This is a genomic window from Maritalea porphyrae (assembly GCF_027213965.1).
Classification (GTDB): Bacteria; Pseudomonadota; Alphaproteobacteria; order Rhizobiales; family Devosiaceae; genus Maritalea; species Maritalea porphyrae_A.
Window position 1 is genome coordinate 88,590 of sequence record NZ_JAPWGX010000006.1, and the last position, 14,257, is coordinate 102,846.

14 protein-coding genes are annotated in these 14,257 nt (G+C 50.4%); 7 read left to right on the forward strand and 7 right to left on the reverse strand.

Annotated features, from left to right (window positions below; genetic code table 11):
* Positions 1 to 6 precede the first annotated feature (6 nt).
* From O4H47_RS16250 to O4H47_RS16265, 4 genes are all read right to left on the reverse strand, one after another.
* Positions 7 to 1,059, reverse strand: coding sequence for a L,D-transpeptidase family protein (locus O4H47_RS16250; protein WP_269395064.1), 1,053 nt, complete (start codon positions 1,057 to 1,059; stop codon positions 7 to 9).
* Between the two features lie 71 nt (positions 1,060 to 1,130).
* Complete coding sequence (locus tag O4H47_RS16255; RefSeq protein ID WP_269395065.1) at positions 1,131 to 2,087, reverse strand: acetyl-CoA carboxylase carboxyltransferase subunit alpha; 957 nt, start codon at positions 2,085 to 2,087, stop codon at positions 1,131 to 1,133.
* A 167-nt stretch (positions 2,088 to 2,254) separates the two neighbouring features.
* A complete protein-coding gene (locus O4H47_RS16260) occupies positions 2,255 to 3,166 on the reverse strand; it encodes a site-specific tyrosine recombinase XerD (protein WP_269395066.1) in 912 nt (303 codons plus the stop codon).
* Entirely contained in the window at positions 3,166 to 3,312 is a 147-nt protein-coding gene (locus O4H47_RS16265) for a histidine kinase (RefSeq protein WP_269395067.1), read from the reverse strand. The genes O4H47_RS16260 and O4H47_RS16265 overlap by 1 nt, the downstream gene beginning before the upstream one ends.
* A 138-nt stretch (positions 3,313 to 3,450) precedes the next feature.
* Here O4H47_RS16265 and O4H47_RS16270 point away from each other — a divergent pair, with 138 nt between their 5' ends.
* The 4 genes from O4H47_RS16270 (at position 3,451) to O4H47_RS16285 (ending at position 8,183) form a co-directional block, all read left to right on the forward strand.
* The gene (locus O4H47_RS16270; protein WP_269395068.1) at positions 3,451 to 4,068 is read left to right on the forward strand and encodes a shikimate kinase; all 618 of its coding nucleotides are present in this window, start codon (positions 3,451 to 3,453) and stop codon (positions 4,066 to 4,068) included.
* A complete protein-coding gene (gene aroB, locus O4H47_RS16275) occupies positions 4,055 to 5,164 on the forward strand; it encodes a 3-dehydroquinate synthase (protein WP_269395069.1) in 1,110 nt (369 codons plus the stop codon). Before O4H47_RS16270 ends, aroB begins: the two co-directional genes overlap by 14 nt.
* On the forward strand, positions 5,164 to 6,444 hold the full coding sequence (locus tag O4H47_RS16280) for an HlyC/CorC family transporter (protein ID WP_269395070.1): 1,281 nt from the start codon (positions 5,164 to 5,166) through the stop codon (positions 6,442 to 6,444). Before aroB ends, O4H47_RS16280 begins: the two co-directional genes overlap by 1 nt.
* Before the next feature lie 134 nt (positions 6,445 to 6,578).
* The gene (locus O4H47_RS16285) at positions 6,579 to 8,183 is read left to right on the forward strand and encodes a putative bifunctional diguanylate cyclase/phosphodiesterase (RefSeq protein ID WP_269395071.1); all 1,605 of its coding nucleotides are present in this window, start codon (positions 6,579 to 6,581) and stop codon (positions 8,181 to 8,183) included.
* 11 nt (positions 8,184 to 8,194) lie between these two features.
* Here O4H47_RS16285 and O4H47_RS16290 read toward each other — a convergent pair whose 3' ends face one another.
* The 3 genes from O4H47_RS16290 to O4H47_RS16300 form a co-directional block, all read right to left on the reverse strand.
* Positions 8,195 to 9,091, reverse strand: coding sequence for a DMT family transporter (locus O4H47_RS16290; protein ID WP_269395072.1), 897 nt, complete (start codon positions 9,089 to 9,091; stop codon positions 8,195 to 8,197).
* 350 nt (positions 9,092 to 9,441) lie between these two features.
* The gene (locus O4H47_RS16295) at positions 9,442 to 10,167 is read right to left on the reverse strand and encodes a DUF4386 domain-containing protein (protein ID WP_269395073.1); all 726 of its coding nucleotides are present in this window, start codon (positions 10,165 to 10,167) and stop codon (positions 9,442 to 9,444) included.
* 89 nt (positions 10,168 to 10,256) lie between these two features.
* Positions 10,257 to 10,523 carry a BolA family protein gene (locus O4H47_RS16300; RefSeq protein WP_269395074.1) on the reverse strand — a complete coding sequence of 89 codons (267 nt, stop codon included), beginning with the start codon at positions 10,521 to 10,523 and terminating at the stop codon, positions 10,257 to 10,259.
* Positions 10,524 to 10,594: 71 nt separating this feature from the next.
* On the opposite strand from O4H47_RS16300, the gene O4H47_RS16305 reads away from it, so the two are divergent.
* From O4H47_RS16305 to cobT, 3 genes are all read left to right on the forward strand, one after another.
* Positions 10,595 to 11,212 (forward strand): J domain-containing protein, encoded by a 618-nt coding sequence (locus tag O4H47_RS16305; protein WP_269395075.1) that lies wholly within the window; start codon positions 10,595 to 10,597, stop codon positions 11,210 to 11,212.
* Between the two features lie 159 nt (positions 11,213 to 11,371).
* Positions 11,372 to 12,349 carry a cobaltochelatase subunit CobS gene (gene cobS, locus O4H47_RS16310; protein WP_269395076.1) on the forward strand — a complete coding sequence of 326 codons (978 nt, stop codon included), beginning with the start codon at positions 11,372 to 11,374 and terminating at the stop codon, positions 12,347 to 12,349.
* Between the two features lie 17 nt (positions 12,350 to 12,366).
* Positions 12,367 to 14,256, forward strand: a complete 1,890-nt coding sequence (gene cobT, locus O4H47_RS16315) for a cobaltochelatase subunit CobT (RefSeq protein ID WP_269395077.1) — start codon at positions 12,367 to 12,369, stop codon at positions 14,254 to 14,256.
* Position 14,257 lies beyond the last annotated feature (1 nt).

Sequence of the window (14,257 nt, forward strand, 5' to 3'; positions counted from 1 at the left end):
TAAAGCCTACTGCCGCGGCGGCGGCACTGGCGCATTCGCGTCTTCACCACCTTCAGTCTGCTCACCTGCACCAAACAAACCACCAAACCAGCTCGTCACTTTCTTCGTGGTTTGATTCACCGCAATTTTGCGCTCTTCAGCTGCTTGCGCCGCCTCAATTTTGCGCTGCGCTGCGGCGGCCGCATCTTTTTCCGACTGAGCCTTGTTGGCCATGGCAACTTCAAAAGCAGCCGCATCTGCAGTTTGCATTTGGCTATAGGCCGCTTTCATATCAGCGTTCAATGTTGAAGCGCCGCAACCGCCTGCCCGATTGATGCCATATCGACCATTGCACACTTCCCACTTCGGGCGTTCTTTGGTCAACTCAAAATGGTCGTAACCTACTTTGATATCACGCCAGAAAGACATATGCTTGCTGTCGCTAAATTCAGCTAAGTTTTCCGCCGTCATGCGAAATGGAAAAACTTGAACCTGAAAGCTTTTGCTGCCGCCCTTAAAAGTCTCCCGTGCCAAAGCGTAAATCTCGCCAACCTGTTCATCCGTCATCGCATAGCAGCCGCGCGAAGAACAATCGCCGTGCACCATAATATTTGACCCGGTGCGGCCATGCGCACGATCAAATTTGTTTGGAAAACCAAGGTTAAACGCCAAGAAATAGTTGGAGCGTGGGTTCATCAGACCCGGGGTTACATCATAAAATCCTTCAGGTGATTGACGATCGCCCTCTTTGATTTTTGGACCAAGATCGCCCGACCACGCGCAGATTTTATAGGTACGGAAGTGCTCAAACTTGCCAGTTTTCTCAACCTTTTTCCACACTTCCAACTCGCTGTCTCGTTTGAAAATACGAACCAACATGGGCGCCTTTTCGCTTGAGCCCATTTGGCTCAGCCGCGCTTTGGTCAAAGAAGATAGAGGTATATTGTGCCGGTTGCTTTCAAACCCTGTGGTGCAGGCTCCAAGCAGGCCAATGGCCAACACGATCAACGATAATTTTGTAAATTGACGCAAACCAATCAACACCAAACTCTCCAAATGCAGGTCCCGGCCAAATAGCATAAGGGGACCCCAATAAATTACAGTTAATCAATTGGGGTGCCTAATGCTTTTACGCAATAGCCAATTCACATTTAGGTGAGGTTTGAGCCCATCGCGAGGTATTTTTCGCGCCGGTGTTCGCGCACTTCCAAACGGCCCTTGCCGTCAAACTCAGCCAAGAAATCCTCAATCACTTTGTGCACGGATTGCATAACCTCTTGTGCGTGGCGATGTGCGCCACCAACAGGCTCAGGCACGATCTGATCAATTATGCCAAACTGCAAAAGATCTTGCGCGGTGATCTTCATATTGTTTGCCGCATCTTGCGCTTTAGCCGCGTCACGCCACAAAATTGAAGCCGCCGCTTCTGGCGAAGCAACCGTATAAATCGAATGCTCGAGCATCACCACTTTGTTCGCCGTCGCAATTGCAATCGCACCGCCTGAACCACCTTCGCCAATAACAATAGCAATTGAGGGCACGCCAATTTCAAGGCACATTTCGGTAGATCGCGCAATCGCTTCGGCTTGGCCGCGCTCTTCAGCGCCAACGCCCGGATAAGCACCGGCGGTATCCACAAAGAACAACACCGGAATATCAAACCGATCCGCCATATCCATCACACGCACCGCTTTGCGGTAGCCTTCAGGCCGGGCAGAGCCGAAATTATGCTTCAGGCGCGTCTCAGTATTCGAGCCTTTTTCTTGCCCGATAATGGCAACAGGTTTTCCATCAAACCGACCAAAGCCCGTCTGAACCGCAGCGTCTTCGGCAAATTTTCGGTCGCCAGCCAATGGCACAAAATCAGTGATCAGGCTTTTGATATAGTCAACGAAATGCGGCCGCAGCGGATGCCGCGCCACTTGGGTTTTTTGCCAAGGGGACAAACGCCCATAAATCTCATGCATGGCCTCGTCTGCTTTGGTTTGCAAACGTTTCACTTCATCGTCAATTTCAACCGCTTCGCCACTTTGTGCGAGCGATTTCAATTCTTGAACTTTGCCTTGAATATCAGCGACTGGCTTTTCAAATTCGAGATAGGACTGCATCTTTATCCGTCTTCTTTGTCGTTCCAAAGCCCAGCGATCGCTGAAGGCTTTTTGAACCCATATGATTGCGGCGGAAAGTGGCCATTCCCCCGGTTAATGTCAAGCTTTGATGCGCAGATTAGCAACTCATTCGCCCAACTGCTATCGTGTTTTGGCGCTCAATGCCCCTACTCCTTGGCCAAGGGATGGTGATCTTGCACAAGCGAGGTCAACCGCTCATCCAAAATGTGCGTGTAGATTTGTGTCGTTGAAATATCAGAATGCCCCAACAATAATTGCACCACACGAAGGTCTGCCCCCCTTTCCAACAAATGTGAGGCAAAAGCATGGCGCAAAATATGTGGCGAGATTTTTGAAGTATCCAATCCAGCGCGCGCCGCCAATGCTTTCAGTTCACGCGCAAACACTTGACGGGCCATATAGCCGGTGTCCGTTTTTGCCGGAAAAACAAACCGCCCCGGCGCCAAACCTTGCAAATAATTCAACAATGCATCTTTTGCGCGATCGTTGAGCGGCACCACCCGTTCTTTGTTGCCTTTGCCGATAATGTTTAACATCGACCCTTCTCGCGTCACGCTTGAGCGCAAAAGCCCCACCAATTCAGAAACCCGCATGCCCGTGCCATATAAAAGCTCCAACAAAACATATAGCTTTTGCGCCCTAAGTTTTGCCTTGGCTGACAATTCTTCTTCCGTTGCCTCACGTTCGGCCTGCGCAAAAAGCTGATCCACCTCTTCAATGCTCATGGTCTTTGGCAGTTTGGTGCCCGCTCTTGGCGCGGGAATGACCCGGGTTGGATCATCAGGGCGCACCCCATCAGAAACCAAAAACTGATAGAATTGGCGCAAAGAGCTCAAACGCCGCGCCGCACTTGAAGGCGCAAAACCGCGCTCATCCAACGATATTAAATAGTGCTGCACCAGCTGACGGTCCGCGGTACCGATTTGATGTTTTTGACCATCAACAAACCCCGCATAATCGGTGAGATCGCGCCGGTAGGCCTCAAGCGTATTGCTGGCAGCGCCGCGCTCTGCACTCATCATTTCTAGGAAGTTTTCGACCAAATATTGATCAGTCATTAGTTGTTGAACAAGTCGCGCGAGGGAATGCGTTGGCTCATTTCACGAGGTTCGGGCTCAACAAAAATCGTCAGCGCATACATTGAGCCATAGATGATCGCTGCGAGTACACCGATAAAGACCAGAAAACGAATAAGCGTGGGCATTTGGACTTGGTTCCTTCCAATTGCACCCTTTTTCGTTCATTTCGCGGTTCCAATCAAGCATTTGATTGAGCGAGGTGGCTTGACAATTCCCCCACAGATCGCTTCAACCTCTCATTCAAGAACAAGGTGGAGAAGTTAGTGCCCGTCGAACTAGACAGCACCGTAGTGCAACGCAATGCAGATCGGGTTAACGCAAATCGCGGCGCCAAACCAATTGTGATCATCGGCATGATGGGCGCAGGCAAATCCACGGTCGGCAAACGTGTCGCCCATTTTTTGGGGCTTGAATTTGTTGATAGCGACGACGAAATTGAATTGGCAGCGGGCATGCCAATTCCCGATATTTTTGAAACCCATGGTGAAGAAGAGTTTCGCGCAGGGGAAACCCGCGTGATCGCCCGGCTTTTGCGCACCCGCCGTGATGCGATCATTTCAACAGGTGGCGGCGCATATATGGATCCGATCACCCGCAAAAACATATCGCAGCACGCTATTTGCGTTTGGTTGAAAGCCGATGTTGAATTGCTGTTTGAACGTGTTTCGCGCCGCAACACGCGACCGCTCTTGCGCACGCCTGACCCGTTTGGCACACTCAAAGCACTGGTTGATTTAAGATATCCAACTTACGCTGAAGCGGATGTAACCGTTATGTCCCATGAAGCAAGCCACGAACAAATTGGTGCAGAAATAGTGGCGGCCGTCGCCGACCATTTGGACCCAACCGCAAAGTTAAAAAAAACAAATGACGAGCAATAATATCGTTCATATTGATCTGGGCGAACGTGCCTATGATATTAATGTCAGCCCTGACGCCATCGACACACTGGGCGCAAAACTCAAAACCATGTTTCCCGGCGCACGCTATGGAATTGTGACCGATGAGAACGTTGAACGCGAGCAATTGCCTCGTCTCAAACGCGCCCTTGAGAGCGAAGGGCTAGACTATTCGGTGGTCACCATTCCTGCAGGGGAAAGCTCAAAATGTAACGCACAGCTTAATCGTGTTGTTGAGGCTTTGCTCGATGAACGGCTTGAGCGCAACGACATTATTATTGCATTTGGCGGCGGCGTTGTGGGTGATTTGGCAGGCTTTGCTGCCTCCATTATCCGGCGCGGCATGGATTTTGTGCAAGTTCCGACCTCATTGTTGGCGCAAGTGGATAGTTCTGTTGGCGGTAAAACCGGTATCAACTCGCCCCACGGCAAAAACCTAATTGGTGCCTTTCATCAACCCCGCTATGTGGCTGCCGACTTGCAAGCGCTTGGCACTTTGTCTGAACGTCAGTTCCGTGCCGGCTATGCAGAAATGGCAAAATATGGCCTGATCGACGATGAAGAGTTTTTCTTTTGGCTGGAAGAACATTGGCGCGAAATCTTTGAAGGCGGCCCCGCCCGTGCAAAAGCCATCGCCCATTCTTGCCGCGCAAAGGCGCGCTTTGTTGCAGCGGACGAAAAAGAACATGGCGCGCGTGCCCTGCTCAACCTGGGGCACACCTTTGGCCATGCTTTTGAAGCGGTCACCGGCTATTCAGATCGCTTGTTGCACGGCGAAGCCATTTCAATCGGCATGGTGCTGGCCCATCGCTATTCCACCAAAATTGGTATCGCCAATGGCCAAGACGCAGTGCGTGTCACCAACCACTTCAAAGCCGTTGGTCTGCCAACCGAGCTCAACGATATCCCAGGCCCCCTCGCTTCAACCGAAGAATTAATGCATCATATCGCTCAAGACAAAAAAGTATCGCGCGGCACACTCACCTTTATTTTGACAAATGGCGTTGGCAAGGCTTTCATTCAAAAGGGATGTGACCCACATTCAATTTCTGCGTTTCTTGAGGAGCAACGAACCTAATGGCTGAGTTTTTCGCATCAATGCCACCAACCTTTTGGATTTCGGTGGTCTCAATTCTGGTGCTGCTTTCCCTTTCTGGGTTTTTCTCTGGCTCCGAAACAGCCCTGACCGCAGCTTCCCGCGCCCGCATTCACCACTGGGTAAAGGCCGGAAACAAGCGTGCTGAGCTCGTTGAAAAACTTATTGCCGATAAAGAGCGCTTGATCGGCGCACTATTGCTGGGCAACAACCTCGTCAACATCCTCGCGTCCTCTTTGGCCACAAGCGTGTTGATCGCCCTGTTTGGTGACACGGGTGTGATATATGCAACGATCGCCATGACCGCGCTTGTTGTTATATTTTCTGAAGTTTTGCCAAAAACCTGGGCCATTTCCAAACCTGATGAATTTGCGTTGGGCGTTGCCCCAATTGTGCGGCCCATCGTGGCCTTATTTGCCCCAATCACATTTGCCATCCAAAAACTTGTCAACGCCCTATTGCGCATGGTGGGTGCCCGCCGCGAAGGCGATGACACGGGCATGACCGGCCACGAAGAATTGCGCGGCACTGTGGACCTTTTGCACCGAGAGGGCGAGGTGATCAAAAACGACCGCGATATGCTTGGCGGCATTTTAGATCTCAGCGCATTGGAAGTATCCGACGTGATGGTCCACCGCACCAAAATGCTCGCTTTAGACGCTGAAATGCCCAAAGAGCAGCTGGTCCAGGAAATCCTTGAAAGCCCCTATACCCGCATTCCATTGTGGAAGGACGACAAAGAAAACATTGTCGGTGTTGTACATGCCAAAGACATGCTGCGGGCTTTGTTCAAAGCCGGTGGCGACGTGGAGCAGCTCAATATCTCCGCCATCGTTTCAAAACCTTGGTTTGTACCAGACACGACCCCCGTGCAGGCACAGCTCAACGCGTTTTTGCGCGAAAACGCGCACTTTGCCTTGGTGGTCGACGAATATGGCGAAGTTGAAGGGCTCATAACCCTTGAAGACATATTGGAAGAAATCGTTGGGGAAATTGCCGACGAGCATGATGAAGTCATGGAAGGGGCGAAAAAACAACCAGACGGCTCCTATATTGTTGATGGCTCTCTGCCGATCCGCGATATCAATCGTGCGCTCGATTGGAACCTGCCCGATGAAAATGCCACCACCATTGCTGGTCTTGTTTTGGACGAAGCTAAAATGATCCCCAACATCAACCAGACCTTCACATTCCACGGCAAGCGCTTCCGCGTGTTGAAAAAAGAACGAAATCGCATCACAGAACTAAAGATAATTCCCTAAGTATTTTCTGAGGTCTCGACAGATCAAGCTCTCATCAGGTCGTTGAAATTCAAAGGGAAAATCGGTTGGCTAAAATGCCACCCAATTTGCGGATCTTATCATAAGTTCTGCTCATTATGCTTTTGAGCATGATGATGAAAAAATGTTGGAAAAAACTATGTCAGTACTTTGCGGGCGATCCCTCGATCAGCCCGTTCAAACTGACATTGTTTCAATCAACTGGGGCAACAGTGCTTGCCTCTATTCTTGCAGTGATCGCCTATAATACTGTTGGTGTCTATTACGCAGGCATTTGGTACCAATTGGGGGTGACCCTTGTCATTGCCTCTTTCGTGGCCCCGATCTTTCTGTTCCCATCCTACCGCACTTCAGGGCGCTTACAGCGCGCAAATGCCATTATCAAAGCGCAAGCCACAACCGATCATTTAACCGGCCTGCCCAACATGCTGGCGCTTAACAACCAGTTGAAAAATCTTCTGACTGACGACAAAAACCAAACAGCTTTTGCGCTACATTTCCTAGATATCGACCGATTTAAACAGGTCAACGATTCGCTTGGTCATGATGTGGGCAATGAACTGATCATTGAAACAGGGCGGCGCATTCAAGACTGGGTCGGCAACGCCGGATTTGTTGCTCGGTTTGGCGGCGATGAATTTGTCGTCATTCAATTTGCCACGTCAAATGAATTGGCTGCCACCCATTTTGGCCGCGAGCTGCGCGTGCATCTGGCGAAGCGGTATAATCTGTCAGACCACGAAATTAATGTGACCGCTTCTATTGGCACAGCCCTTTCGCCGTTTCATGGCACCAACCAAGAACAATTGCTCAAAGCCGCTGATTTGGCGCTTTATAAAGCCAAAGAAACCGGCCACGCCAGTTGCGTCTTTGAACCCCGCTTCGCCTCAGAAGCGTCAAACCGCCGCCGGATCGAGGGCATTCTGCGCGATACAATTGAAAAAGGCACCCTAATACCCTATTTCCATTCCATCGTTCAGGCCAAAAATCCACTGCAAATTGCAGGGTTCGAAGCCCTTTGCCGAATTGAATTGCCCGATGGCGAAATCCTAAACCCAGAACAATTCATCCCCATCGCTGAAAGCACAGGATTGATTTTGGATATTGGCGCACACATGCTGCAGCAAGCCTGTATCGAGTGTGCGAGTTGGCACCCCGACCTATTTGTATCGGTGAATGTATCACCCGTACAAATGATCCGATCTGACTTTTTGACCACCGTTCAAGAGGCCCTTAACGACAGCGGGTTGCCCCCATATCGGCTGGAACTTGAAATCACCGAATCTGTTTTGATCAATGATGTCGAGCACATTCGAACCACTCTTGAGCGGGTGCGCGCGCTAGGCGTTCAAATTGCCTTAGATGATTTTGGCGCAGGCTATTGTGGCCTTCACTATTTGCGTCAAATTGAAATTGATAAAATCAAAATCGACAAATCCATCATCGACGATGCAGCAACGGTTGAGATCTCCCGCAACATTCTGAACGGCGTATCCCTGATCGCCAAACAAATGGAGATCACATTGGTGGCCGAAGGCGTCGACGACATCACCAAGGCTGAATTCTTGTCAAAAGGCGAGCGCGTGCACCAGTTCCAAGGTTATCTCTTCTCAAAACCTGTAAACGCGGTGAACGCCCGCCGCATGCAAGAAATACTCCCAAGCCAAGCGACGGGCTCTAATGTGATCCAGCTGCCTGTCAAATCAAATGACAGGGCCTAAGGCGTCTGATCTTAGTTTGTTGGTGCCTTTTTCGATTTGGTTTCTCTAAACCAAACCAACAAACCCGCACCGATGGTAATCGCACCACCTATCAAGGTGATCACATCGGTCATATGCCCAAAAAACAAAAGTGTAAGCCCCACAGCCACCGGCAGCGCCAAGAAATTTAGCGGCTGCAATGTGCTCGCTGGCGCATGTTTTAACGCCACGGTGAACAAGAGGTGCGTCGCAATGGCGCAAACGATAACAATAATCATCAGCAACCAGCCGCGCATACCCATGGCTTCAAGTTCAAATACACCAGTTACAGTGGACAAGACCAAAGCCACCAGAGCCAAATAAAGCATCGATGTTTTGGTACTATCTTTTGTGGCCACTTTTCGCGTCAACACCGTGTAAAGCGAAAAACTCAATACAGCGCCAACGACCAACCAGATAGAAACATCAATCGTTTGGAAGCCAGGGCGAATGACAACCATTGCGCCCACAAAGCCGACCAAAACAGCAATCCAACGGTAAATCCCCATCTTCTCCCCGAGGATCGGTACAGCCAGCAAGCTGACGACAATGGGATAGAGCATAAACATGGCCTGCAAATCAGAGGTTTGCATATGGCCCAGTGCAGCGGAAAACAGCCAAATGTCAATGAGCAACAAAACAGACCGTAGGATTTGCAGTTTGGGATAATGCGAGCGTGCAACCAATCGAAGGTCACTGTTTCGACCGATCCATATCAGGGTGAATAATGCCACCCCCCAAAACCGGATCATAACCACCTGCATGACCGAAAAATCGGCCACCAATAATTTGACAGCAATATCCTGCACCCCAAAAATTACCAATGACACAAGCGTCAAAATGATCGCCTTGGGCACATTCTCTGATGGCGCTGTAGCAGCGTTTTTCATTCAAACTATCCTTTGATTCGATAAGTGAGCAAAAAACGCCCCACATGCAAAACCGCACGCAAAAAACCGCGCATGCAGAAGCAAGCGCGGGGCGTTTAAATTTACTCTTTTGTGAAAAATATACTGCATTGCTTGGTCCCTAAGTGCGCAAATCAGACGTTGATTTGAGCTGCACTTGGACGAAGCTTGGGCAGTGCCGTGACATTGCAACACGCCACGGCACACGTCAATACTTTTGTTGCTCCACTACTGCTTTTTGGCTCGCAACCTCACTTCGGTTGAAAACACATAAATACGTCAGCCCTGTTGATGCGCTAATTAAAAGACCAACGCGCTCAACCAATCCCACATCATGCGGTTTTTAAGTGCCCCAGATTCTTCAAGGCGCGCTCATCAAACCCTTTGAAAATCAACCAAAGGGCAAAAACCATCTCTTGCACGGCAATTGGCACCATGAGCCCGGTTGCAAGCGTAGGTGAGATAAGTTCAAACGTATAAAACAGGCTGCCCGACAGTAACAGCACGGCAGAAACTATTCCTGCCAATGAAATCCATCGTGGCACCAGCCTGGACTGAAACAGCAATATATTGAGAATAATCGCGCCGATTACGAAAAACAGCAAAAACACCGGCCCCGCCTCCGCGCCCCAATAATTCACAGATTGAATGGAGGCGCCAATATGTTCAATCATCTGCCGCTCAGCACCACCGCCCGCGATATATTCTTTGCTTAACCCGATCAAAGAGAGCTTGTTTATTTCACCCACCCCAATCAGCAACAATGCTTCAAAGCTGCGCATAACCACATATGCGAGCGCCAAGATTTCACTTTGTCGCCTCAAAATTGGATAAAACACCACCGCGATGAGCGGCACGGCAACCAAAGAGCCAACTTGAATAAGAAGGCCAACCATCACCTGGACCCTATTGGGATAGATGGTTTCTAAATAGTCTGGCGCATTGAGTATGGGGGCGTAGATGAGCTCAGCGAGCGAAAAGACAACCGTTGCAATAATAAAAAGAACAGCAATTATGATCGCTGAGCGCTTGTGTGAATAGGTGCGTTCCTCGTTCATTATCTCCTCCTCAAAAGCAAGAAGGATATCGCAGTTTAAAGCTGACTGATTTGACTTCTATCAAGAGCGAGGACCCTCAAGAACGCTCGTTAGCCTGCGCTCGGGCTGACCTCTATCGCAAAAGCATGGATCTCCTGTTTTAGCTCAACAGCCAGACAATCCATAATGGCGCGATGCTGAGCAACGCGCAGTTTACCGTCCAGCATTGGCGAGGAAATCTGCACCCGAAAGTGCGAGTTGCCACCTTCACGATATCCTGCATGCCCACGATGCAATTCACTCTCATCAATCACATTCAGGTGTGTTGGATGGAATTCTTCAGTTAATTTCTCAATGATTGTCTGTTTCATCGACATAAGGGGTTTTGCTCTCGCCGGTTTTTGATGTAAAAGAGGTGTCCTTTTCTCTAACTTTAAGAGCACGTACCTTGAATTCCAAGCTCTTCGATAAAATCAAAGTGAAACGCCGCGCATCTTCTGCGGTAAAACCTGAAGACGATCTGCCCCGTTGCGCCTGGAAGGGTTGCGACCAGGCCGGTGCGCACAAAGCGCCAAAAGGCTCGGATCAACCAGGCTATTACCAATTTTGCATGGCCCATGTGCGCGAGTACAACAAGAGTTTCAACTTCTTCTCTGAAATGAAGGATGATGAAATTCAAAAAATCGTGACTGACCGCACCGGCGGCCGTCCCACATGGGATATGGGGGTCAACAAGGTTGCGCCCGATTCTGAAGGACTAAGCACTGCCGGTCGCAAAAAGAAAAACCACGACCCATCGAACGTTTTTCGCCGCTATGAGCGCATGCAAGGCAAGTCCGCAGGCCCAAATCGATCCGCTGAACGCAAGATCTTAGATGCGGACAAAAAAGCGCTCGAAATGCTTGATGTCAGCCCAACTTCTGGTCCAGACGAAATCAAAAAAGCCTACAAAGATCTCGTGAAACGCCATCACCCAGACATCAATGGTGGCAACAAAAGCTCTGAAGAGCGTCTGCGCAATATCGTAACAGCGTACAATCACCTAAAGTCCAAAGGGTTTGTTTAAGACCTAAGGCGCGAAAACGAACACAGGGCTCGGCACTGGTCGAGCCCAAATTTTATTGCTATAGATCTTGCATCTTTACGACACCCCGCCCTACCTTTTGCGCGCAAATTGTGCCAAAACCCATTTGAGAAATACGTTCTATCTAAAAGGTTACCCATTATGAGTGTGACAGCACCCCTGCCTGATACCGAATATTCAGTACGTGAGCTTTTTGGCATCGATTCAGATCTAGTGGTCAAAGGATATAAAGAGCGCACCGAACATGTGCCCCCGGTTGACCCTGACTACCTGTTCGACAAAGCAACAACACTTGCCATTCTTGCCGGTTTTGAGCACAACCGCCGCGTCATGGTGCAAGGCTATCACGGCACGGGTAAATCCACCCACATCGAACAAGTTGCAGCCCGTTTGAACTGGCCGCTTGTACGGGTGAACTTGGATAGCCACGTCAGCCGGATCGATTTGGTGGGTAAAGATGCTATCGTGATCAAAGATGGCAAACAAATCACTGAGTTCCGCGACGGTATTTTACCTTGGGCGCTGAAAAACAATATCGCCATCGTGTTCGATGAATATGATGCGGGTCGCCCGGACGTCATGTTCGTGATCCAACGTGTGCTCGAAGTTTCAGGTCGCCTCACTTTGCTTGACCAAAACAAAGTCATCGAGCCGCACCCAGCGTTCCGCTTGTTCTCAACCACCAACACCATTGGTTTGGGTGATACATCGGGCCTTTATCACGGCACCCAGCAAATCAACCAAGGTCAAATGGACCGTTGGTCGATTGTGACCACCCTGAACTATTTGCCGCACGATAAAGAAGTGGGCATTGTGTTGGCCAAAGCCAAAAGCTTTGACACCGAAGAGGGGCGCCAAACCATTTCAAACATGGTTCGACTTGCCGACCTCACCCGTTCAGCTTTCATCAATGGCGATCTTTCGACCGTGATGAGCCCGCGTACGGTCATCACTTGGGCGGAGAACGCCCAAATATTTGGCGATATCGGCATGGCCTTCCGCCTCACATTCCTCAATAAATGTGACGAGTTGGAACGCGCAGTTGTGGCTGAGTTCTATCAACGCGTCTTTGGTACTGATTTGCCTGAATCTGCTGCAAATATCGCTCTGAGCGCCTAACAGAAAAAAGGCACACTATGTCTGTCATCGCCAAACGCGCCAATAAACCTGATCCGTCAGCCACGTTGAAAAACGCGGTTGGCGTGACCATGCGCGCCATTGCCGAGGATAAAGAGTTGGAAGTGGCCTTCACCTCCGACAGACCTCTTTTGACCAAAGACAAGGCGCGGCTGGCCAACCTGCCTCGCCTGCCAAAACCTGAAGACATTGCTATTGCCCGTGGGCAAGGCGACGCCATGGCCATGCGATTGGCCGCCCACGACCAAAAATTGCACAAAAAGTTTTCGCCCCAAGACCCTGATGCCAGAGCCGTATTTGACAGTTTAGAGCAGGTACGTGTGGAAGCGCTTGGCACCCAACGCCTGCCGGGCATGAAGGGCAATTTGGCCGCCATGCTTGAGGACAAATTGTTCCGTGCCAACTATGCATCTGTCACCGATATCGCCGATGCCCCTTTGGCTGAGGCTATGGGCCTAGTGTTGCGCGAAAAACTATTGGGTATCGACATTCCCTCTTCCGGCGAACGGTTGGTTGAGTTTTGGCGCGAAACCATTGAGCAAAAAGCTGGCGACCAGCTCGACAATCTTGCGAATCTGGTTGATGACCAAACCGAGTTTTCCAAACTTTGCCGCACTGCATTGCGCAATATGGAATTGATCGTTGACGCGGACCCAACCGATTTGGACGGCGACGAGGACGATACGGGCGAAGATGCGGATCCGCAAAACGCCCCAGATGAAAACGCCGACCAGCAAGACGGCACGTCTGATCAGGACGAAGAGCAGATCGATGCGGAACAAGCCCCAGGTGACACCGAGCAAGAAGGTGAAACCGAAGGCGAAGACGCCGACATGCAGGATATGGAAGATCAAGAGGCCCCGCTTGAACATGGCGAAGACAGCCCCAATGCTCAGCCGGACAATGATATTCGTGATCATTTCCGCAACATGCCGGACTATAAGATTTTCACCACAAAGTTCGATGAAACCGTAAGCGCTGCAGACCTTTGTCCACCAGACGAATTGGAACAATTGCGCGCCTTATTGGACAAGCAGTTGGATGGCCTTTCTGGCGCTGTGGCCCGTTTGGCCAACAAATTGCAACGCCGCTTGATGGCCCAGCAAAGCCGCTCTTGGGAGTTTGACCTTGAAGAAGGCTTGCTTGATACCGCACGGATTACCCGAGTGGTCACCGATCCGCTGCAGCCGCTTTCATTTAAGATCGAAAAAGACACCGACTTCCGCGATACGGTTGTAACCTTGCTGATCGACAATTCTGGCTCTATGCGTGGTCGCCCGATCACCATCGCCGCGATCTGTGGTGACATTCTAGCCAGAACGCTTGAGCGTTGCGGCGTTAAGGTTGAGATTTTGGGCTTCACCACCCGCGCATGGAAAGGCGGCAAATCTCGTGAAGCTTGGATGCAAGCGGGACGCCCTGCCAATCCGGGCCGTATCAACGACGTGCGCCACATCATCTATAAATCCGCTGAAGAACCATGGCGGCACGCCAAGTCCAACTTGGGTTTGATGATGCGTGAAGGCTTGCTCAAAGAAAATATCGATGGGGAAGCGCTGCAATGGGCCCACAAGCGAATTTTGGGTCGGCCCGAAAATCGCCGCATATTGATGGTGATTTCTGATGGCGCGCCTGTTGATGACAGCACGCAGTCCGTCAACCCCGGCAATTATTTGGAAAAACATCTGCGCTACGTAATCGAAGACATAGAAACCCGCTCACCCGTGCAACTGGTTGCCATTGGTATTGGTCACGATGTGACCCGATATTACCGACGTGCAGTCACTTTGCTGGACGCTGAAGAATTGGCGGGTGCTTTGACCGATAATCTTGCAGATTTGTTTGACGAAGAATTGCCACAAGAAACCCGTCGCAGAGGCCGAAAATAGC